This window comes from Micromonospora noduli (assembly GCF_003264475.1).
Lineage (GTDB): Bacteria > Actinomycetota > Actinomycetes > Mycobacteriales > Micromonosporaceae > Micromonospora > Micromonospora noduli.
In genome coordinates this window covers 99,298-119,756 of record NZ_PYAC01000011.1, presented here as the reverse complement: position 1 = coordinate 119,756, position 20,459 = coordinate 99,298, and the positions used below count along the sequence as shown (strand labels likewise).

17 protein-coding genes are annotated in these 20,459 nt (G+C 72.4%); 3 read left to right on the top strand and 14 right to left on the bottom strand.

Annotated elements, in window-relative coordinates; all coding sequences use genetic code 11:
* Positions 1-2: 2 nt before the first annotated feature.
* Together MED15_RS14720 and MED15_RS14715 are read right to left on the bottom strand one after the other, a co-directional pair.
* On the bottom strand, positions 3-1,088 hold the full coding sequence (locus tag MED15_RS14720; RefSeq protein WP_112604892.1) for a WD40/YVTN/BNR-like repeat-containing protein: 1,086 nt from the start codon (positions 1,086-1,088) through the stop codon (positions 3-5).
* An 88-nt stretch (positions 1,089-1,176) separates the two neighbouring features.
* Complete coding sequence (locus MED15_RS14715; RefSeq protein ID WP_112735918.1) at positions 1,177-1,818, bottom strand: DNA-3-methyladenine glycosylase; 642 nt, start codon at positions 1,816-1,818, stop codon at positions 1,177-1,179.
* 174 nt (positions 1,819-1,992) lie between these two features.
* Here MED15_RS14715 and MED15_RS14710 point away from each other — a divergent pair, with 174 nt between their 5' ends.
* From MED15_RS14710 to MED15_RS14700, 3 genes are all read left to right on the top strand, one after another.
* The gene (locus MED15_RS14710; RefSeq protein WP_112584617.1) at positions 1,993-2,448 is read left to right on the top strand and encodes a hypothetical protein; all 456 of its coding nucleotides are present in this window, start codon (positions 1,993-1,995) and stop codon (positions 2,446-2,448) included.
* 86 nt (positions 2,449-2,534) lie between these two features.
* On the top strand, positions 2,535-2,960 hold the full coding sequence (locus MED15_RS14705; RefSeq protein WP_112584616.1) for a DNA-binding protein: 426 nt from the start codon (positions 2,535-2,537) through the stop codon (positions 2,958-2,960).
* A 199-nt stretch (positions 2,961-3,159) separates the two neighbouring features.
* Entirely contained in the window at positions 3,160-3,513 is a 354-nt protein-coding gene (locus MED15_RS14700) for an MmcQ/YjbR family DNA-binding protein (protein WP_091402014.1), read from the top strand.
* Between the two features lie 43 nt (positions 3,514-3,556).
* Here MED15_RS14700 and argH read toward each other — a convergent pair whose 3' ends face one another.
* The 12 genes from argH to pheT all read right to left on the bottom strand — a co-directional run bounded on the left by argH (position 3,557) and on the right by pheT (position 20,433).
* Positions 3,557-5,020, bottom strand: a complete 1,464-nt coding sequence (argH, locus tag MED15_RS14695; RefSeq protein WP_112584637.1) for an argininosuccinate lyase — start codon at positions 5,018-5,020, stop codon at positions 3,557-3,559.
* Between the two features lie 76 nt (positions 5,021-5,096).
* Positions 5,097-6,308, bottom strand: a complete 1,212-nt coding sequence (locus MED15_RS14690; protein ID WP_112584615.1) for an argininosuccinate synthase — start codon at positions 6,306-6,308, stop codon at positions 5,097-5,099.
* The gene (locus MED15_RS14685; RefSeq protein ID WP_112584614.1) at positions 6,305-6,820 is read right to left on the bottom strand and encodes an arginine repressor; all 516 of its coding nucleotides are present in this window, start codon (positions 6,818-6,820) and stop codon (positions 6,305-6,307) included. Before MED15_RS14685 ends, MED15_RS14690 begins: the two co-directional genes overlap by 4 nt.
* Complete coding sequence (gene argF / locus MED15_RS14680; RefSeq protein WP_112699802.1) at positions 6,817-7,785, bottom strand: ornithine carbamoyltransferase; 969 nt, start codon at positions 7,783-7,785, stop codon at positions 6,817-6,819. Before argF ends, MED15_RS14685 begins: the two co-directional genes overlap by 4 nt.
* The gene (locus MED15_RS14675; RefSeq protein WP_112584612.1) at positions 7,782-9,011 is read right to left on the bottom strand and encodes an acetylornithine transaminase; all 1,230 of its coding nucleotides are present in this window, start codon (positions 9,009-9,011) and stop codon (positions 7,782-7,784) included. Before MED15_RS14675 ends, argF begins: the two co-directional genes overlap by 4 nt.
* Positions 9,008-9,913 carry an acetylglutamate kinase gene (argB, locus tag MED15_RS14670; RefSeq protein ID WP_112699801.1) on the bottom strand — a complete coding sequence of 302 codons (906 nt, stop codon included), beginning with the start codon at positions 9,911-9,913 and terminating at the stop codon, positions 9,008-9,010. The genes MED15_RS14675 and argB overlap by 4 nt, the downstream gene beginning before the upstream one ends.
* Positions 9,910-11,082: a bifunctional glutamate N-acetyltransferase/amino-acid acetyltransferase ArgJ gene (gene argJ, locus MED15_RS14665; protein ID WP_112726812.1), complete on the bottom strand. Its 1,173-nt coding sequence runs from the start codon at positions 11,080-11,082 to the stop codon at positions 9,910-9,912. The genes argB and argJ overlap by 4 nt, the downstream gene beginning before the upstream one ends.
* Positions 11,079-12,080 carry an N-acetyl-gamma-glutamyl-phosphate reductase gene (gene argC, locus MED15_RS14660; RefSeq protein ID WP_112726813.1) on the bottom strand — a complete coding sequence of 334 codons (1,002 nt, stop codon included), beginning with the start codon at positions 12,078-12,080 and terminating at the stop codon, positions 11,079-11,081. Before argC ends, argJ begins: the two co-directional genes overlap by 4 nt.
* A gap of 58 nt (positions 12,081-12,138) precedes the next feature.
* Positions 12,139-14,958, bottom strand: a complete 2,820-nt coding sequence (locus MED15_RS14655; protein WP_146766718.1) for a hypothetical protein — start codon at positions 14,956-14,958, stop codon at positions 12,139-12,141.
* Positions 14,959-15,095: 137 nt separating this feature from the next.
* On the bottom strand, positions 15,096-17,204 hold the full coding sequence (locus MED15_RS14650; RefSeq protein WP_112735914.1) for a tetratricopeptide repeat protein: 2,109 nt from the start codon (positions 17,202-17,204) through the stop codon (positions 15,096-15,098).
* A gap of 16 nt (positions 17,205-17,220) precedes the next feature.
* Positions 17,221-17,547 (bottom strand): hypothetical protein, encoded by a 327-nt coding sequence (locus MED15_RS14645; RefSeq protein ID WP_112604910.1) that lies wholly within the window; start codon positions 17,545-17,547, stop codon positions 17,221-17,223.
* A gap of 339 nt (positions 17,548-17,886) precedes the next feature.
* A complete protein-coding gene (gene pheT / locus MED15_RS14640; RefSeq protein WP_112604913.1) occupies positions 17,887-20,433 on the bottom strand; it encodes a phenylalanine--tRNA ligase subunit beta in 2,547 nt (848 codons plus the stop codon).
* Positions 20,434-20,459 lie beyond the last annotated feature (26 nt).

Sequence of the window (20,459 nt, the reverse complement as noted above, 5' to 3'; positions counted from 1 at the left end):
GCTCAGACCTCCGCGGCGCGAACGCAGAGCACGTCAGGCAGGTGCGCCGCGACCGTGGACCAGGAGTCGCCCTCGTCGCGGCTGGCGAAGACCGAGCCGGAGCGGGTGCCGAAGTAGACGCCACCGGGGGTGGCGTCGTCGGCGCACATCGCGTCCCGCAGCACCGCCGGATAGAACGGGCCCTCGGGCAGCCCGACCGACAGCGGCTCCCACTTGCCGCCGGCGTCGGCGGAGCGGAACACCCGGCAGCGGTGGTCGGTCGGGAACCGCTCGCCGTCGGCCACCAACGGGAAGGTCCACACCGTGCCGCCGCGCCCCGGGTGGGCCACCATCGGGAAGCCGAAGTCGCTGGGCAGCCCATCGGCGATCGAGGACCAGGTGCGGCCGTCGTCGTCGGAGCGGTAGACGCCGTGGTGGTTCTGCGCGTACAGCCGCTCGGGGTTGCCGGCGTCCCGGGCGACCTTGTGCACGCACTGGCCGAACTCCGGCCACTCGTCGGGCATGAAGTAGGCGCGGATGCCGGTGTTGCCCGGCGCCCAACTGGCCCCGGCGTCCTCCGAGCGGTAGACCCCGCCGGTGGACATGGCGACCAGCAGCCGAGCCGGGTCACGCGGGTGGGGCAGCACTGTGTGCACGGCCTGACCACCGAAGCCGGCCTCCCACTGTGGGCGGTGCGGGTGGTCCCAGAGGGAACGGACCAGCTCGAAGCTGCGACCACCGTCGGTGGACTTGAACAGCGCCGAGGGCTCGGTGCCGGCCCAGATGACGTCCGGCTCGTCGGGGCCGGCCGGCATCAGCTGCCAGACACGGCCGAGGGAGACGCCGGTGTCGGCCGGAAACGCGACCGGCGCCTGGTCGGGCTCGTCCCAGGAGGCGCCGAGGTCGTCGCTGGTGGCGACGCTGGGGCCGAAGTGTGAGCTGGTCATGCCGGCGAGCAGCCGCGGGGTGGAACGACGGGTGTCGACCGCGACCGCGTAGACACCGGTCATCGGAAAGTGCGGGCCGGTGATCTCCCAACTGCGCCGGTCGTCGGTGCTGGTGGCCAGAAACAATCCCTTGGCTGTGCCGATCGCGAGCAGTGTCGCCATGACGTCCTCCGAACCGTCGGTGAGCAGGTCCGGTGATTATGGCCACACCCCCCGACAGACTCCGGCGCCCACACGCCGCAAGGGGCGCTCAGCGCCGGACGCGCGGCACGTGCCGGCGGTAGGCGCTGACCGTGGGATCGCCGTCCAGCCAGAACCGCCAGGGCAGGTCGTGGGCGCCGGTCACCCCGACCCGGGGACCCGCCACCACCGTCTCCGGCGGCACCGGCCGGGCCGGGGGCCGCAGGCGGACCGAGCCGTCGCCGAGCAGGTACGCCCCGTACGCCTCGCGGTCGATGCCGAGCGCGGAGCAGAGCCGGGCAGGCCCGCGGGCCAGGTCCAGGTCCCGCCGGATGGCCGGCCGGCGCTCCCGTGCCGTGGCCAGCCCGTCGACCACCTCGCCGGCGCGCAGCAGCACGGCGGAGGCCGCCCCCTCGACCCCGGTGACCACGTTCATGCACCAGTGCATCCCGTAGGTGAAGTAGACGTAGGCGTACCCAGCGGGGCCGAACATCACGGCGTTGCGCGGGGTGCGGCCCCGATGGGCGTGCGAGGCGGGATCGCCGCCACTTCCCGCGTACGCCTCGACCTCGGTGATCCGGACGGTGACCCCGCCGGCGTGCAGTCGGCAGCCGAGCAGCCCGCGCGCCGCCGGCAGCAGTGGACCGGCGAGCAGGTCCGCCAGCGCCGCCAGGTCGGTGTCGGTGCTGCGGTCACCGGACGACAGGGCCATGTCCCGACGGTACCCATCCCGCCACCGGCCCGGCGCGCCGACCATTCAGCGCCGGCCCGAACAAGACTCACGTCGCACATCAGACAGCCGGCCGAACAGTGAAACCGGACCGTCGGCTCGGGAGTGTTCCCGATGTCGTCGCAGGGAGCGACGACATCACGGGAGGGAATCACCATGACCGTACGGAGCATCCGGCGACCACTGATCGCCACCGGGCTCGTCGCGGCAGCCGCGACAGTGGCCTTCACACCGTCGGCCAGCGCGAGCGTCCCGCTGCGGGCCGCGGCGCAGGCCGACAACGCGTCAGTGACCGCGTTCGTGGTCGGCGCCACGGGCAAGATCGAGGCGAACGGCGCGGCGGCGATCGTGCCGGTCACCGTGACCTGCTCGAAGGCCATCGACTTCGACCTCGAGGTCAAGGTCGCGCAGGCGGTCGGCCAGACGATGCGCGCGGGCACGACGGTTCGGAGGGTCACCTGCGCGGAGGGCACCCAGCAGGTGCGGATCGCGGTGGTCCCGGTCGAGCGTCCGTTCGCAGCGGGCGTCGCGTTCGGCGTGCTGAACGCGCACCCCTGTGACCCGTACTGCACACCTATGCACGACGAGCGCAAGTTCAACCTGGCGCTCTGAGGCGTCGCCTGGCGGCACGGCATGCCCGTGCCACCAGGCTTCAACATTTCGTTGACAATCAGGCGTTCATGCGGTGTGCTCGGGGTATGACGACCGAGGACATCTTCACCGCGCCGAACCCTGGCCGGGCCCGCGCCCACCGCACCCACGAGGCGTTACAGCGGATCAGCGAGCGGCACGCCGGCACCGACACGCGGCGGGGCCGGTGGGCCCACCCGTACGTGCTCGACCCGTGGGAGGCCGTCGCCCTGGTCACCGCGCTCGCCGCCGGCGGGGCCGAGCGCGAACCCGCGGAGGAGCCGATCGACGCAGCCGACCTCACCGCCGCGCTGACCCTGCTGCCCCACGTCCGCGCCGAGCTGGACGCCCTGGAAGCCGGCCTGCTGACGCTGGCCCGCGACCGGGGGCTGACCTGGCAGGCGATCGCGTACGGGCTGGGGCTGGGCAGCGCACAGGCGGCCCGGCAACGCTACGAGCGGGTCGCCGCCCGCTCGGCCGAGCAGAGCACCTGACGACCGCGCTGGCACGGGCAAGATCGTTCCCGAACATGGAAGTAGTGGCCTCGACCTCGGCGGAGACCACGAGATCCCCGAGCGCGATCTTGCCGAGCGGGGTGGGCCGGCCGGGAGAGCAGGCCGACGCCCGGATCGGCACGCCGCGCCTGCGACGGCCGCGGGGCGGGCACACTGTGCGCACGACGAGGAGGCACCCATGGAGCGCGCGGAGATGCTGGCGTACTGCCTGGCCAAGCCGGGAGCATGGCTGGACCAACCGTGGGAGGGCGACGAGGTGGTGAAGGTGGGCGGCCGGATCTTCGCGTTCCTCGGCAGCGACAGCGGCAAGCCGACGGTCGGCATCAAGTGCGGGCCGACCCGGGAGGTGGCCGACGAGTGGCTGCACCGACACCCCGGCGACGCCAGCGTGATGCCCTACATCGGCCGGTCCGGGTGGAACACGCTGCGCCTGGACGGCGGGATCGACGACGAGGAGCTGACCGAGGCGGTCGACTCGTCGTACGACATGGTGGTGGCCAAGCTCCCCAAGCGGGAGCGCCCCACGGCCTGAACCGCCGCGGCGCCGGCGGCCGGCGCCGACGCCACGGCACAGCTCAGCGCGGAACGACCCGCTCGGAGGCCCACTCCCGCCAGCTGGCCAGCCGGTCCGCCGCGTCGGCGAGCTGGTCGGCGACCGGGCCGGGGCCGGTGGAACCGGGGGTGGTCCGGGCGGCGAGAGCCGAACGGACCGAGAGCACGTCGCGCACCGACGGGTCGAGGTGCCCGCTGATCGCGGCGAGGTCCTCGTCGGAGACGTCGTTCAGCTCGCACTCCCGAGCCGCGCAGAGCGCCACCAACTGGCCGGTGATCTCGTGCGCGTCGCGGAACGGCACGTTGCGTCGGACCAGCCAGTCGGCGACCTCGGTGGCGAGGGAGAAGCCGACCGGGGCGGCGGCGACGAGACGGTCCACCCGGACCGTCATCGTGGAGATCATTCCCGCCAGGGCCGGAAGCAGCAGCTCCAGGGTGTCGACCGCGTCGAAGGCCGGCTCCTTGTCCTCCTGCATGTCCCGGTCGTAGGTCATCGGCAGACCCTTGAGCATGGTGAGCACGGTCACCAGGCCGCCGACCAGACGCCCCGACTTGCCCCGGGCCAGCTCGGCGATGTCCGCGTTCTTCTTCTGCGGCATGATCGACGAGCCGGTGGCGAAGGAGTCGTCCAGCTCCACCCAGCCGAACTCGTGCGAGGTCCAGAGCACCACCTCCTCGCCGAGCCGGGACAGGTGCACCCCGATCAGAGCGGTGGTGAAGAGGAACTCGGCCACGAAGTCCCGGTCGGCGACGGCGTCCATCGAGTTGGCGAACGACGTACGGAAGCCCAGCTCCTTGGCCACCGCCACCGGGTCCAGGGGGAGCCCGGAACCGGCCAGGGCGCCCGCGCCGAGCGGGCTGATCGCCGCCCGGTGGTCCCAGTCGCGCAGCCGCTCGAGGTCGCGCAGCAGTGGCTGCACGTGGGCGAGCAGCCAGTGCCCGAAGGTGACCGGCTGGGCGTGCTGGAGGTGGGTCATCCCCGGCGCGGCGGTGTCGATGTGCCGCTCGGCCTGCTCGACCAGCGCCTCCGCCAACTCGACCAGACGGCTGGCCACGCCCCGGGCGTGGTCGCGCAGGTAGAGCCGCAGGTCGGTGGCGACCTGGTCGTTGCGGGACCGGCCGGCGCGCAGTTTGCCACCGAGGCTGCCGAGACGCTCCAGCAGACCGCGCTCCAGCGCGGTGTGCACGTCCTCGTCGTCGATGGTGGGGCGGAACGTTCCGGAGGCGCAGGCCGCCTCCAGGTCGTCCAGCGCGGCCAGCATCCGGCCCAGTTCCTCCGGATCGAGCAGGCCGGCGCCGGCGAGAACCCGGGCGTGCGCCCGGGAACCGGCGATGTCGTACGGGGCCAGGCGCCAGTCGAACTGCACGCTCACCGACAGTCGGGCGAGCGCCTCGGCGGGGCCGCCGGCGAACCGGCCACCCCAGAGGCTCGTCCGGTTGGTGGCGGCGCTGTTCTCGGTCAGGCTCTTGTCGTCCACGTCGCCCATCATTGCGCTGGTTGCCTTTCGCTCGCGACTGCGGGGTTCACTCGCCGTGCTCGCGCACTCGGCGCGCTCGCACGGGTCACTGTCCGCCGCCGCCCAATCGGGCGTCCCGAGCGGCGGCCATCCGGCTCGGCAGCCCCCACAGCTGCACGAAGCCCTTGGCCAGGGACTGATCGAAGGTGTCGCCGGTGTCGTAGGTGGCCATCCCGAAGTCGTAGAGGCTCGCCTCGGAGCGCCGGCCGGTCACCGTGGCCCGGCCGCCGTGCAGGATCATCCGTACCTCGCCGCTCACGTGCCGCTGCGCGTCGTCGATGAACGCGTCCAGCGAGTCCTTCAACGGCGAGAACCACAGCCCGTCGTAGACGAGCTCGCCCCAGCGCTGGTCGACGCCCTTCTTGAACCGGGCCAGGTCCCGCTCGACGGTCACCGCCTCCAACTCCTGGTGGGCGGTGATCAGCGCGATCGCGCCGGGCGCCTCGTACACCTCTCGGCTCTTGATGCCGACCAGGCGGTCCTCGACCATGTCGAGCCGGCCCACGCCCTGGGCGCCGGCGCGGCGGTTGAGCTCCAGGATCGCCTGGTACGGGGTGACCGTCTCACCGTCGATCGCCACCGGCACGCCGCCGTCGAAGGTGATCACGACCTCGTCGGGGTCGCGCTCCAGGGTCGGGTCGGAGGTGTACGAGTAGAGGCCCTCGACGGGGGCGTTCCAGATGTCCTCCAGGAAGCCGGTCTCCACCGCGCGACCCCACAGGTTCTGGTCGATCGAGTACGGCGACTTGGCCGACACGTCGATCGGCAGCCCCTTCTCCTCGGCGAAGGCGATCGCCTTGTCCCGGGTCCAGGCGAAGTCCCGGGCCGGCGCGATGATCTTCAGGTCGGGGGCCAGCGCGTTCAGGCCCACCTCGAACCGGACCTGGTCGTTGCCCTTGCCGGTGCAGCCGTGCGACACGATGGTGCCGCCGTGCTTGCGCGCCGCCGCCACCAGGTGCCTGACGATCAGCGGCCGGGACAGCGCCGACACCAGGGGGTAGCGGTCCATGTAGAGCGCGTTGGCCCGGATCGCCGGCAGGCAGTAGTCGGCCGCGAACTCGTCGCGCGCATCCACCACCTCGGACTCGGCGGCGCCGCAGTCCAGAGCACGCTGCCGGATGGCGTCGAGATCCTCACCGCCCTGCCCGACGTCGACCGCGACCGCGATCACCTCGGCGCCGGTCTGCTCGGACAGGTACGGAATGGCGACGGAGGTGTCCAACCCGCCGGAGTACGCGAGCACGACCCGCTCGGTCATGACGTGGCGTTCCCTTCATCGGTGTCTTCCCGGCGGGCCCAGCCGGCGAGCTTGTCTCCGAGTGCGGCCCCGCCGACGGCCTCCCGGGCGACGACGAGGATGGTGTCGTCGCCGGCGATGGTGCCGACGATCTCGGGCAGGCCCGCCCGGTCCAACGCGCTGGCCAGGTACTGGGCCGCGCCCGGCGGTGTCCGCAGCACGGCGATGTTGCCGCTGGAGTCGACCCCGTTGAGCAGTTCGCGCAGCAGCCGTACCAGCCGGGCCGGTGCGGCCTCGGCGTCGCGCAACGGTCGCTGCCCGTCCTCGGGGATCAGGTAGACGGCCGGACCGTCGCCGCCGCGCACCTTGACCGCGCCCAACTCCTCCAGGTCCCGCGAGAGGGTGGCCTGGGTGACGCCCACGCCGTCGGCGGCGAGCAGGTCGGCCAGCTCGGTCTGCGACCGGATCGTCCGGTCGCGGATCAGCTCCACGATCCGGGCGTGCCGGGCCGCACGAGTCAGTGGGGCGGTCATCGCGGGCCCCCGGTGGCGGTGTCGCCGGTCGCGGCGTCTTCCGTCGCGGTTCCCAGCAGGAACGTCAGCAGCGCCTTCTGCGCGTGCAGCCGGTTCTCCGCCTGGTCGAAGACCGCGCTCTGCGGGCCGTCGAGCACCTCGTCGGTGATCTCCTCGCCGCGGTGTGCGGGCAGGCAGTGCAGCACGATCGCGTCCGGTGCGGCCTGACCGAGCAACTCCTTGTTGACCTGGTACGGCAGGAACGGGGTGATCCGGTCCAACCCGTCGGACTCCTGCCCCATCGACGTCCAGGTGTCGGTGGCCAGCACGTCGGCGTCGCGTACCGCCTGGGCCGGGTCGGTCAGCACCCGCACCGACCCGCCGGTCTCCGCGGCGATCTGGGCGGCCCGTTCCACCACTGCCGCGTCCGGCGCGAAGCCGGCCGGGCCGGCGATCCGCACGTGCATCCCGGCGGTCGCCCCGGCCAGCAGGTACGACTGCGCCATGTTGTTCGCGCCGTCCCCGACGTACGCCAGCGTGCGGCCGGCCGTGCCACCGCACCGCTCCCGGATGGTGAGCAGGTCGGCCAGCAGCTGGCACGGGTGAAAACCGTCGGTGAGCGCGTTGACCACCGGCACGGTGGCGCCCGCCGCCACCTCGGCGATCCGCTCGTCACCGTGGGTCCGCAGCACGATCGCCGCGACGTAGCGGGACAGTACCCGCCCCGCGTCGGCGAGCGACTCACCGCGACCGAAGTGGGTGACCTGGGTGTCCACCACCAGGGGGTGCCCGCCCAGCTCGGCGATGCCGGCGTCGAACGAGATCCTGGTCCGCAGGCTCTGCTTGTCGAAGAGCACCGCCACCGAGCGGGGGCCGACGAGCGGCCGGTGGCCGAACCGGTCCGCCTTCATCCGCGCCGCCAGGTCGAGGACCGTGGACTGTTCGGCTGGCGAGAGGTCGTCGTCGCGCAGGAAGTGCCGGGTCATCGAGTCGTCCCCGTCGTGGTGGTCAGTGTGGCTGGTGCGATCGGCGCGCCGGCGGCGGCCGGGGCGGTCGCGTCCAGTGCGGCGGGCAGCGCCGCGAGGAAGGTGTCCGCCTGGGCGGCGGTGAGGATCAGCGGTGGGGCCAGCCGGATCACACCCGGCTGCACCGGGTTGACCAGGACGCCGGCTTCCCGCAGGGCCTCGGCCAGCACCGAAGCGACCGGCGCGGTGAGCGCCACGCCGAGCAGCAGACCGGCGCCGCGTACCTCGGCGATCAGCGGGTGGCCCAGCGCCTCGATGCCGCGACGCAGCCGCTCACCGACCCGCTTGACGTTGTCGAGCAGGCCCTCGTTGGCGATGGTCGCCACCACGGCGAGCGCCGCCGCGCAACTGACCGGGTTGCCGCCGAACGTGGTGCCATGCGAGCCGGGGGTGAGCAGGTCCGCGGCGGGGCCGAAGGCCAGCGTCGCACCGATGGGCAGCCCGCCACCCAGCCCCTTGGCCAGGGTGACCACGTCCGGCTCCACACCCTCGGCCTGGTGCGCGAACCAGTGCCCGGTACGCCCGATGCCGGTCTGCACCTCGTCGAGGACCAGCAGCGCGCCGTGCCGGGCGGTGATCCGCCGGGCCGCGGCGAGGTAGCCGGCCGGCGGGACCAGCACACCGTTCTCACCCTGGACGGGTTCCAGGATCACCATGGCGGTGGCCTCGGAGACGGCCGCTTCGAGGGCGGCGACATCGCCGTAGTCGACGTGGGTCACCTCGCCGGGCAGCGGCCGGAACGGGTCGGCCTTGGCCGGTTGGCCGGTCAGCGCGAGGGCGCCCATGGTGCGGCCGTGGAAGCCGCCCCTGGTGGCCACCACGTGGGTGCGGCCGGTGCGGCGGGAGAGCTTGAACGCCGCCTCGTTGGCCTCCGCGCCCGAGTTGGCGAAGAACACCCGGCCCGGTCGGCCGGCGAGCGCCAACAGCAGCTCGGCGAGGGCGACCGGCGGCTCGGCCACGTACAGGTTGGAGACGTGCCCAAGGGTCGCGACCTGCTTCGACACCGCCGCCACCACCGCCGGGTGGGCGTGACCGAGGGCGTTGACCGCGATGCCACCCACCAGGTCCAGGTACTCCCGGCCGGCGTCGTCGACCACGACGGCACCGTCCCCTGAGACCAACGCCATCGGCGGCGTGCCGTAGTTGTCCATCATGGACTGCTTCCACCGCTGCGCCAACGTGCTCATGTCGCGTCCGTCCCGTCTCCCGGCACCACCATCGTTCCGAACCCTTCCGAGGTGAACACCTCGAGCAACGTGGAGTGCGCCACCCGGCCGTCGACGACGTGCGCGGCGGGCACTCCCCCACGCACCGCCCGCAGGCAGGCCTCCATCTTCGGCACCATCCCCGACTCCAGGCTGGGCAGCAGCTTGGCCAGGTCGTCCGCGGCGATCTCGGAGACCAGGCTGGTGGTGTCCGGCCAGTCCGCGTACAGGCCGGCCACGTCGGTGAGCACGACCAGCTTGCGGGCCCGCAACGCGATGGCCAGCGCCGCGGCGGCGGTGTCCGCGTTGAGGTTGTGCAGCACACCCTCCACGTCCGGCGCCACCGTGGAGATCACCGGAATCCGACCGGCCTCGATCAGGTCGGTCACCGCGGACACGTCGACCGACTCGACGTCCCCGACCTGGCCCACGTCGACCGGCACCCCGTCCACGTACGCCGGACGCCGCACCGCGGTGAACAGCCGGGCGTCCTCGCCGGAGAGGCCGACGGCGTACGGTCCGTGCGAGTTGATCAGACCCACCAGCTCCCGGCCCACCTGGCCGACCAGCACCATCCGGACCACGTCCATCGCCTCGGCGGTGGTCACCCGCAGACCACCCCGGAACTCGCTGGCGATGCCGAGGCGACCCAGCATGGCGGAGATCTGCGGACCACCGCCGTGCACCACCACGGGCTTCAGGCCGGCGTAGCGCAGGAAGACCATGTCGGCCGCGAACGCCCGCTGCAACTCCGGATCGGTCATCGCGTTGCCGCCGTACTTGACCACGACCGTCGAGCCGGTGAAGCGCGCCAACCAGGGCAGCGCCTCGATCAGGGTCTCCGCCTTGACCTGGGCGCGAGCCAAATCGCTGCTGAGATTCATGTCGAATAGGCCGAGTTCTCGTGCACGTACGCGTGGGAGAGGTCGTTGGTCCAGATCGTGGCGGCCGACGTACCCGCGTGCAGGTCGATCCGGATGGTCACGTCCCGCCCGGTCAGGTCGACCTTCGAGCGGTCCTCGGCGGCGGCGCCGCCCCGGCACACCCACACCCCGTTGACCGCCACGTCCACCTCGTCCGGCTCGAACGCGGCGGTGGTGGTGCCGACGGCGGCGAGGATCCGGCCCCAGTTGGGGTCGTTGCCGAACAACGCCGTCTTGACCAGGTTGTTGCGGGCCACCGCACGGCCCACCTCGACCGCCTGGTCCTCGTCCGCCGCGCCGACCACGTCGATGGCGATCTGCTTGGTGGCGCCCTCGGCGTCGGCCACCAACTGCTGGGCCAGGTCGTGACAGGCCGCGGTGACGGCGGCGGCCAGCTCGGCCGGCGTCGGCTCGATGCCGCTCGCGCCGCTGGCCAGCAGCAGCACCGTGTCGTTGGTGGACATGCAGCCGTCGGAGTCGACCCGGTCGAAGCTGACCCGGGTGGCCGCCCGCAACGCCTCGTCCAGCGTCGCCGGCCCGGCCACCGCGTCGGTGGTCAACACGCAGAGCATGGTGGCCATCCCGGGCGCGAGCATCCCGGCGCCCTTGGCCATGCCGCCGACCGTCCAGCCACTCCCCCGGGCCACAGTGGTCTTCGGCCGGGTGTCGGTGGTCATGATCGCCTCGGCGGCGGCCGGGCCGCCGTCGCGGGACAGCCCACGGATCGCCGAGCGGACGCCCGGCAGCAGCTTCGGCATCGGCAGCCGCTCACCGATCAGGCCGGTCGAGCAGACCGCGACCTCACCGGCACCGAGGATCAACCGAGGGCTGACCGAGGTCAGCGCGGCGGCGGTGTGCTCGGCGGTGGCGTGCGTGTCCTGGAAGCCGGCCGGACCGGTGCAGGCGTTGGCGCCACCGGAGTTGAGCACCACGGCGCGGACCACACCGCCCTGCACGACCTGCTGGGTCCAGAGCACCGGCGCGGCCCTGACCCGGTTGGTGGTGAAGACACCGGCCACTCCGGCGTCCGGGCCGTCGTTGACCACCAGGGCGACGTCCACGCCGCCGCTGCTCTTGAGGCCGGCGGCCACACCGGCCGCCCGGAACCCCCGAGGGCTCGTGACGCTCAAGGGGTGACTCCCCACACCGACAGGCCCGTCGTCTCCGGCAGGCCGAGCATCAGGTTGGCGTTCTGTACGGCCTGACCGGCCGCGCCCTTGCCCAGGTTGTCCAACGCGCTGAGCACGATCAGACGACCCGAGTCGACGTCGACGGTGGCCTGTAGGTGGCACGAGTTGGAGCCCAGGGTGGCGGCGGTGTGCGGCCAGCGGCCCTCCGGCAGCACGTGCACGAACGGCGCGTCGGCGTACGACCGCGCCAGCACCTCCTGCGGGTCGACGCCGCGCGCCGGCACCGCGGTGACGGTGGCCAGGATGCCGCGCGGCATCGGCGCCAGGACCGGGGTGAACGACAGGCCGGTCGCGCCGGTGGCCTGCTTGATCTCCGGGACGTGCTGGTGGGTGCCCACCCGGTACGGCGACAGGTCGCCCATCACCTCGCTGGCCAACAGGTGCGGCTTGGCCGCCCGGCCTGCGCCGGAGGTGCCGGAGGCGGCGACCACCACCACGTCGGCGGGGTTGGCCGCGCCGTCGGCGATCAGCGGCGCGAGCGCCAGCGTGATCGCGGCGGCGTAGCAGCCGGTGTTCGCCACCCGGGTGGAGTCGGCGATCAGCTCCCGCTGGCCGGGCAACTCGGGCAGGCCGTAGGTCCACTGCCCGGCGTGCGTGCCACCGTAGTACTGCGCCCAGGCGTACGGGTCGGCGAGCCGGTGGTCGGCACCCAGGTCGACGATCCGCACCTCGGCCGGAAGCTGGGCTGCGAGAGCCGCCGACTGCCCGTGCGGCAGGGCCAGGAAGACCAGGTCCGCATCGGCCAGGATCGTCGGATCCGTCTCGCCGAGCACCAGGTCGAGCCCGGTGAGCTGCGGGTGCACCACGTCGACGCGGTGCCCGGCCTGGCTGTGTGCGGTGGCGGCGACCAGGTCGAACTCCGGGTGCCCGGCGATCAGGCGCAGCAGTTCACCCCCGGCGTACCCGCTCGCCCCGGCTACCGCGACTCGGATCCCCATACTCACCTCCGCATGACTATGCAGCGAAGGCTAGCAGCAGGACGTGGTGACTGCAATTTTATGTGAAGCACTGCATGAAAGTACGACCGGTTGGAGCGCTGGGGTGACGGTCGAAGAAGTACGGCAGCCAACGCTGACAGAACGCGCCGAACGGCCGGACCGCCGGACAGACCCGCCGGCTGAGGCCGGACAGGAACACCACGTCCCGCCGGTCGGTCTGGTTGAACAGGCCGATGGTGACGTCGAAGACGCCACGTTGCACGGCGGCCTGGACACCCGCGGCCAGGATGTCCGCATCCAACTCGTCGACGGCGACATCCCGCCTGAGCAACTCGCCGGCCACGGCCGGCAACAGGTTGTTGCTGATGACCGTGATCAGTTTCGGATTCGGCGTGAGATCGATGACGGACGACGAGTAGCCCGCGACGTTGACGAAGGCCTCGGTGAAGGGCAGCAGGATCTCCGCCGTGCCCCACTCCCCGACCAGTTCCGACGCCGACCGCGACACCTCGGAGACCAGGTACAGATGGGTGGCGAGGACGGCGTACCGGACACGCGGATCACCGGCCAGCAGTTGCCCGATCCGGAACTCCTCAGCGCTGAAGCAGAGCCGGGCGAGCATGTACACGCGGGCCAACTCCCGCGCCTCGGCGGTCGTCAACAACACCTCGGCAGACCCGGCGCGCGGCGCGGGGACGCCCGCCGACGACCGGCGCGAGCGCCGGCCCTCCTCGCCTGCGGCACCGATCGCGTCGTCGAGCGTCGAGAAGATGCGGTCGGCCGCCGGCGGCGGAGCGTCCGGACCGCCCCGACACCTCTGGACGAGGTCCGGCCAGTGCGTCGACAAGCGGCTCATGACATCCCGGCACGCCTCGGCGTGGGACCGGCCCCGTAGTGACGCGAGCCGCTCGATACTGCGGAGCAGGTGCTCGGCCGGCGAGCCCGCGGTGGTCTCCTCGCGTAGCCGAGCGACCGCGGCCGGCAGGCTCCGGCCGGCCGTCAGCCCGAAGTAGCCGTCGAGGGTGTCGAGGTCGGCCGCGCCGAAGCGCACCGCCACCGGCTTCCCGGTCACGACCCGCCTCCAGTAGTACGCGCTGAGAGCGGCGGGATCCGCCAGCAGCACGCCGAGATCACCGGACTCCGGCGAGGGCCGCCCCGGCGGCAGCACACGCCGCAGCAGCGCGCGCACGAAGTCGTCATTGCGCGCGGTCACCTCGGCGGAAGCGGCCTGAAACCAGACCTCGGACGCCAGCTTGGCGGTCTGCCTCTCCTCGTTCACGGATTCGAGGTAGGTGTCCAGCTTCTCCTTCTCCGGGTGTGCCGGGCACTGTTCGCCCAGCGAGGGCGCCGCCAGCCGGATGTACATCCCGAACAACTCGCCCGTGATCTCGCGGCCCGCAGCGCCCAGGTCGAAAAGGTCGTCGGCCAGCACGGAGCCGAGGGCACCGAACACACACCCGGTGGCCAGAGACGCGTCGTCGGCGATGTCAGCGGCCGCGACGCACAGATCGACGATGAAGCGCCGCAGGGACAGCGCGGCCGCGCTCCCGTCGGTCGAACCCCAGATCGGGCCGGCGGGCCGGGACGCGACAGCCGTCGACAGGAGCCGCTGCAGGGCGACCAGCGCGCCGTGCAGCTCCTCGGCGAGTTCGCCGACCGGCCGGCGCGGTGGCGCGGACTCCGCGCGCAGGACCGCACCGAGGTCGTGCCGCGTGACGATGTCCCGGATGTGCTCCGGCGTCATCTCCCGGATCACGATGCGCGCCCGCTTCCGCACCTCCTCCCGCAGGTCGGTGTAGAGCGGCATGTTGAGGGCGCCCTGCAGGTCGTACTGCATGCGCAGAACGAGTCGCTGCACGATGGGCGTGTCGTCGTCGACAGCCGTGGCCAGCGTGGCGCGGCGCAGTCGGTCGAGGGAGACGCCCGCGCTCTGCCGCTCGTACCAGGAGCGAAAGCCCTCGTCGCGAAGGAGATGCCGGTCGGGGTCGACGACGAAGCCGGGCCGGGACGCGGCGGCCGCGAGCGCCGTGACGATTCGGGGCATCTCGTCGGCGAGAAGCTCCAGGAAGGGGCGCCCGTCCCCGGTCGCCAACAGGAACCGGTCGAGAGCCGACCCCGGGAGGTCGCTGGCGCCGAGGAAGCCGGTGCCCTCGTCGGTCCGGTGGAACGCCGCCATGATCGCGCTGCGTGGCCCGCCGGCGGACGTACGGTACCGGTGATGGACCAGCCGACTCGCGGCGAAGATCGTGTGACACGGCGCCGCGATGTCCTGAAGGTGGACGACTCGCGGGAGGCCGTCGTCGAAGAAGCGGGCCTGGGCGGCGAGCGCCTCGTCCACCCGGGCCTGCGAGGGAAAGATGCAGCTGTCCTCGTCGCTCCACGCGGTGCCGTCGTCGTTCACGAAGCACTGCCGCAGGAGCCGATTCGTGCGGGGCAGGTAGGTGAGCCCCTGCCCCGAGGGCCCTCGACCGGTGCCCATCGTCCAGGTGACGATCACCTTGAACTCGTCCATGAAGGGGCTGTTGTCGACGTGCAGGGTGTTGTCCCGCGCCACGACGTCGAGTGGTTGCGTGTCCTTCGCCCGCAAGTCGATGATCTTCACAGGCCCGCCGAGGGCGTGCGCGACGAGCGCGACCAGCAGCGGATGAGCGAACGCCTCCCGGAATTCGGGGTGCTCCACCAGGGAGCCCGCGTCCGCGACGTTCAGGTAGTTGTGCAGCGAGCCACGGCTGCCCCTGGTGTCGATCGCCGAGTCGTACGCCCGCCGCGCGCTGTCGAAACGCTCGGGTGGGACGAGCCCGGCGAAGCTGAGCGCACCCTCGGCCGCGAGGTTCCCGCTCAGCGACGTGAAGGTGCTCCGGAGAAGCGGACCACCCACCTCCGCTCGGCACGCACTGTCGACGATCGCTTCGACTTCGCGCCGGAACCTCGTGGCTTCCCGCTCCCGCCGCAGTTGCCGATACGACGCAGGGCTGGCCAGCTCGTCAGCCGGGACGAGCGGCGCGTACCGAGGGCTCATATCGCCGGACTCCCGACCACCAACGTCGACTGGGTGAGATCCGGATAGTGCTCCAGGCGGGCCAGCGCCCGTCGGACCTCTTCCACGGCGCTGGCGTTTCCGCCCTGACCGTACGCCTGCTCAAGCTGGCCCAGGATCGTCCGGACGGAACGGAAGTTGCCGAGGGACTCCTCGACCCGCCAGGCCCGCTCCAACCAGGTGCAGCCCTCCTCGACCTCGCCCGACCGGAGGCCGGTCGCGCCGAGCAGACGAAGGGCCAGCGCCCGGCCGTAGTCATTGCCGCGCTCCTCGCACATGGCGAGGCTGCGCAGGCCGAGCCCTCGGGCCCAGGAATGGTGGCCCAGTTCGTTCAGGGCCCGGGCCGCGTCGTACAGCCCCCGGGCCTCGCGGACGACATTGTTGCCGTTTCTGGATTCCCGGGCCGCCCGCAGCCCCCAGCGCAGCGCGTCCCGGTGGTCACCCGACCGGAGGCAGAGCTCGGCCATGGCGTGATGCGACGACGCCCGACCCGAATCGTCGCCGGACGTCGCGTCCAGAGCCATGGAGGCGCGCAACTGCTCCTTCGCCGGCTCAAGCTGGCCAATGTCGGCGTAGGCACGCCCGAGGGCGCGTCGGGACAGCGCCTCCATCGCCGGGTCACCGGCGGCCGCCGCGGCAACAGCCTCCCGCTGGACGGACAACGTTCTCGTGACGTCCTGACGCCAGTAGAGGAACGTGTTGAGCGCCCGCGCGAACCGGGTGATGAAGGCGAAGTCGTCGTCGGCCCGGGCCTGCTCGATGAGGTAGGTCAGGGACGCGGTGATCGACTCGAACCAGGAGAGGGCCTGCGCCACTGTGAAGCTGGTCGACCCGACGACCGCCAGCAGCTCCTGGTCCACGGGCAGGGAGTCCCGGTGTGGGTCGATGGCGCGATCGGCGGCGTAGCTCAACGCCAGGTGGACGGTGCGGATGCGGCGCGCGGTCAGAACCTGCTCGGCGGGGTCCAGCACCTGCCCGAGCGTCTCCGCGAGATAGGCCTTCATCAGGTCGTGGAAGCGGTAACGGCCAGGGCTGATCTCGTCGATGAGGGATGCCAGGCACAGGGCTTGAAGACTGCGGTCACACACCCGCCTGGGCTGGTCGAGGACGAGGCACAGCACCGCCACCGAGCATTCGTTGCTGGGCAGCATGGACGCGACGTAGAGGACCTTCGTCGTCGCCGCGTCGAGGTCGTCGAGTGACCAGGAGATGACGCGACCGACCTCGATGCCCAGGCCGGCGTCGTCGAGGAAGCGAAGTGGGCTCTGCTCCTCCTCGATTCCCCTCGCGGCGTCGTCGATCGTCCAGGTGGTCTGGATGGCGAGCTTCGCCGAGACGATGGCCAGCGCCAACGGGTGCCCCTCCAGAAGCTGCACGATGCGCCGGGCGGCGGCCTGCTCCCGTTCGACGCGGGCGAACCCGACACGTTCGGCGATGAGCTCCACCCCCTCGTCGAGGGTGAGCAACGGAAGTTTGATGACCCGGGCGTCGTGCCGAACGCTCATCTCCGGGATCGCCCGGCGGCTGGTGACCACCAGCACCGACCCGAAGCCCGGCACCAGGTCCCGAACCTGCTCGTAGGAACCCACGTTGTCCACGATGACGAGGCAACGCCGGCCAGCGGTGACGGCGCGGAAGACGCCGCCCCACTCCGCCTCGTTGTCAGGAAGGTCGGACCGGTTGATCCCCAGCGTGGCGAGGAAGCTGCGCAGGGCGTCCCGGGTCTCGATGCGCGGTGTGCCGGAGTACGCGCACATGTCGACGAAGAACTGCCCGTCGGGATACTCGGCGATGCGCGAGCTGGCCCAGGCGACCGCGAGGGTGGTCTTGCCCGAGCCCGCCAGACCCCACAGCATGCAGCAGCGCGAGCCGGGCGTCGTCATCGCCTCGTCCATCTCGTGCAGCAGGTGGTGCCTGCCGACGATCCTCCCGATGCCGCCCGGGAGCATGTGCGGTGGCTCGGGCACGCGCGCCGCCGCTCGCGGCTGTTCGACGTAGATCGGGCCGGAGGAGCCCACCTGGAGGACCTGGTGCGCCAACAGGCCTTCGGCCACGTTGTGCGACGAGCTTCCGGAGGCGGGCTCCATGTCGGCCACCTTCCGGCTACATCGTGATGTCGCCGACGCGCTGGGCCTGCACCAGCTTGCCCACGTTGCTGGAGGCCACCACGTTGGTGCTGCCGATCGACGTGGACCCCTGCCGGAGCTCCCGCAGAAACTCCGGATCCTCGGCCGCGAAACGGGCCAGGAGCGCACGGAGTTGCGCCATGTCGTCCGCCGAGGCGTCGCCCTGCGCGACCCGGTCAAGGGATTCGAGCATCCCTGCCGGCTCGTCACTGCGGACGAATCGCCGCCGGATCAGGTCGACGAGTGCTGTCCCGGACCCCTCGGCGATCTTGACGAGCGCCGCGGCGACGATTGCCTCGATCATGCGCTGCTCCTTGACCTGAAGGCCTGCGACAGGCGTCGGCGCTCACCCCTTCGCCAGGCAAGGCTACCGATTCGTGTCGACCTCGGAAAGGCTCGTGACATGGTCGGCAACGTCGACGCCGAGCCCCCGGCCGATCACCCGAAGGGCACCCGGTATCGACGCCGACGCATGCCACCGCCGACGGATGCCTGGTGCCGAGCCACCGCAACGTGCCAGGGACGCCCTCGCCGCCGCCGAGGGCCGGCGCGGCCTGTCGGAAGCCCGACACGGCGCAGCCGGCGGCGAAACGACGACGGCCCCGCTACCCGCTGCGGGGTACCGGGGCCGTCGTGGGTCGCGTCAGGCGCCGCGCAGGGTGGCGCCGAGTCGCTCCGCCGCGACGGCGACCGCCGCGTCCCGCGCCGCGACCGCCTCCTCGACGGTCAGCGTCCGGTCCGGTGCCCGGAAGGTGAGCTTGTACGCCAACGAGCGGCGGCCGGCGCCGAGCTGCGCGCCGGAGTACACGTCGAACAGCCGCACGTCCTCCAGCAGCTCACCGGCGCCCGCCTCCAGCGCCCGGCGCACCTGCTCCGCCGGCACCGACTCGTCCACCACCAGGGCCACGTCGATCAGTGCCGGCGGGAAGCCGGAGACCGTCGGCGCCGGCGTCACCGGGGTCGGCGGCAGCGTGTCGAGGTTCAGCTCCATCGCGCTGGTGCGGCGGGGCAGCTCCAACGCCGCGACCACCACCGGGTGCAGCTCGCCGGCGTGTCCGACGACCGAGCCGTCGACCCGCAGCTCGGCGCAGCGACCCGGGTGCCACGGGGCGTACTCGGCGGCGCGCACCTCGACCCGCTCGTCGGGGATCCCGGCGGCGGCCAGCACGTCACGGGCCGCCTCGATCGCGTCCGCCCAGCCGGCCGGTCGACCCGCACCCCACCAGCCGGCCGGGTCCAGGTCGCCGGAGAGCACCACCGCGACGTGCACCGGCTGCGCCGGCACCACCGCGTCGGCGGCTGCGAACTCCTCGTCGGTGGGGCGCCGGTCCACGCCCATCGCCGGCGGGCTGCCGGCGCCGAGGCGCGGGTGGAAGACCGCACCGATCTCGTAGAGGGCGAGGTCGCGGTGCCCCCGGCCGAGGTTGCGCTTGAGGATGCCGAGCAGCGGGCCGAGCAGCGTGGTGCGCAGCAGCGGCTCCTCCTCGGACAGCGGGTTGGCCAGCCGCACCGCGGGCCGACGCGGGTCGTCGGCCGGCAGGCCGAGCTGGTCGGCCAGCTCCGGCGACACGAACGGGTGCGCGAGCACCTCCACGTACCCCCGCTCGGCCAGCGACCCAGCGACGGCCCGACGGCGACGCTGCCGCGGGGTCAGACCGCGCCCCGGAGGCGCGGTCGGCAGCACCGACGGCACCCGGTCGTACCCGTCGAGGCGGACCACCTCCTCGACCAGGTCGGCCGGGTCGGTCAGGTCCGGCCGCCAGGTCGGCGGCGTCACGCTCAGCACCGTCCCGACGCCGCTGGCCACGCCGACCGCGCCCGGGTCCTCGGACAACCGGTCCGCGCCCTGCGCGACAGTGCAGCCGACCCGCTCCAGCAGGGCGACCACCCGCGCCGGCGGGTACTCGACGCCGACCCGGCGGGTCGGCAGGTCCGCCGGAAGACTGATCGGGGTACGCGGCCGGACGTGGTCGATGTCCAGGATCTCCGCACTCGGCGTGCCCCCGCCGTGTTCGGCGAGCAGCCGCACGGCACGCTCCAGCGCGACCAGCGCCACGGCCGGGTCGACGCCCCGCTCCCAGCGCTTCGCGGCCTCGCTGAACAGCTTGTGCCGGCGGGCGGTGCGCCCGACCATCGCCGGGTCCCAGTGCGCCGCCTCGAAGAGCACTGTGGTCGTGCCGGCGACGACCTCGCTGGTCTCGCCGCCCATCACCGCGGCGAGGGAGATCGGGCCAGTGTCGTCGCAGATCACCATGTCGTCGCCGGTGAGCACCCGATTGACCCCGTCGAGGGTGGTCAGCTTCTCCCCCGCGTCGGCGCGACGGACCACCAGCGGCCCGGCGATCCGGTCGGCGTCGAAGGCGTGCATCGGCTGGCCCAGCTCCAACATCACGTAGTTGGTGATGTCGACTGGCAGCGAGATGCTGCGGATGCCGGCGGTGACGAGCCGCTGCTGCATCCAGGACGGTGTGGGCGCGGTCGGGTCGACCCCGCGGACCAGGCGGGCCGTGAACCGGTCGCAGCCGACCGTGTCGCGGACCTCCACCGGGTACGCCGGTGTCTCGGTGCCACCCGGGGCCGGCGCCAGGGCCGGGTCGCGCAGCGGCACGTCGAACGCGTGCGACAACTCCCGGGCCAGGCCGCGCAGGCTCAGCGCGTACCCCCGGTCAGGGGTGATCTCCAGATCGAGGACGACGTCGTCGAGGCCGACCACCGGGCGCGCGTCGTCGCCCGGCTTGGCCGTCACGTCCGACCCCAGCACGATGATGCCGGAGTGGTCGTCGCCCAGGCCCAGTTCCTTGGCGGAGCAGATCATGCCCGCCGAGTTGTGCCCGTACGTCTTGCGGGCGCCGATGGCGAACCCGCCGGGCAGCACGCCGCCGGGCAGGATCACCACCACCCGGTCACCCGGGGCGAAGTTACGGGCACCGCAGACGATCTCCTGCGGCTCGCCGGTGCCGTTGGCGGCACCCACGTCGACCCGGCAGAACCGGATCGGCTTCTTGAAGCCGGTGAGCTCCTCGATCTCGCGGACCTCACCGACGACCAACTGGCCGGTGACGGTCTCGGCCAGGTCCACCACGGACTCGACCTCGATGCCGAGGTCGACCAGGGCCTGCTCCAGGTCACCGGTGGGCAGGTCGGCGGGGAGGTCGACGTACTCCCGCAGCCAACTGACAGAAACTCGCATGACTTCAGACCACCGTTCCCGTGTCT

Coding starts and splice junctions, on each gene's coding strand:
- MED15_RS14690 (WP_112584615.1), bottom strand. CDS start 6,308: ATGACCGAGCGGGTCGTGCTCGCGTACTCCGGCGGGTTGGACACCTCC.
- MED15_RS14715 (WP_112735918.1), bottom strand. CDS start 1,818: ATGGCCCTGTCGTCCGGTGACCGCAGCACCGACACCGACCTGGCGGCG.
- argC (WP_112726813.1), bottom strand. CDS start 12,080: ATGGGGATCCGAGTCGCGGTAGCCGGGGCGAGCGGGTACGCCGGGGGT.
- MED15_RS14685 (WP_112584614.1), bottom strand. CDS start 6,820: ATGACCGCCCCACTGACTCGTGCGGCCCGGCACGCCCGGATCGTGGAG.
- argH (WP_112584637.1), bottom strand. CDS start 5,020: ATGGGCGACGTGGACGACAAGAGCCTGACCGAGAACAGCGCCGCCACC.
- argF (WP_112699802.1), bottom strand. CDS start 7,785: ATGACCCGGCACTTCCTGCGCGACGACGACCTCTCGCCAGCCGAACAG.
- MED15_RS14710 (WP_112584617.1), top strand. CDS start 1,993: ATGACCGTACGGAGCATCCGGCGACCACTGATCGCCACCGGGCTCGTC.
- MED15_RS14675 (WP_112584612.1), bottom strand. CDS start 9,011: ATGAGCACGTTGGCGCAGCGGTGGAAGCAGTCCATGATGGACAACTAC.
- argB (WP_112699801.1), bottom strand. CDS start 9,913: ATGAATCTCAGCAGCGATTTGGCTCGCGCCCAGGTCAAGGCGGAGACC.
- MED15_RS14650 (WP_112735914.1), bottom strand. CDS start 17,204: ATGGAGCCCGCCTCCGGAAGCTCGTCGCACAACGTGGCCGAAGGCCTG.
- MED15_RS14645 (WP_112604910.1), bottom strand. CDS start 17,547: ATGATCGAGGCAATCGTCGCCGCGGCGCTCGTCAAGATCGCCGAGGGG.
- MED15_RS14720 (WP_112604892.1), bottom strand. CDS start 1,088: ATGGCGACACTGCTCGCGATCGGCACAGCCAAGGGATTGTTTCTGGCC.
- MED15_RS14700 (WP_091402014.1), top strand. CDS start 3,160: ATGGAGCGCGCGGAGATGCTGGCGTACTGCCTGGCCAAGCCGGGAGCA.
- pheT (WP_112604913.1), bottom strand. CDS start 20,433: ATGCGAGTTTCTGTCAGTTGGCTGCGGGAGTACGTCGACCTCCCCGCC.
- MED15_RS14705 (WP_112584616.1), top strand. CDS start 2,535: ATGACGACCGAGGACATCTTCACCGCGCCGAACCCTGGCCGGGCCCGC.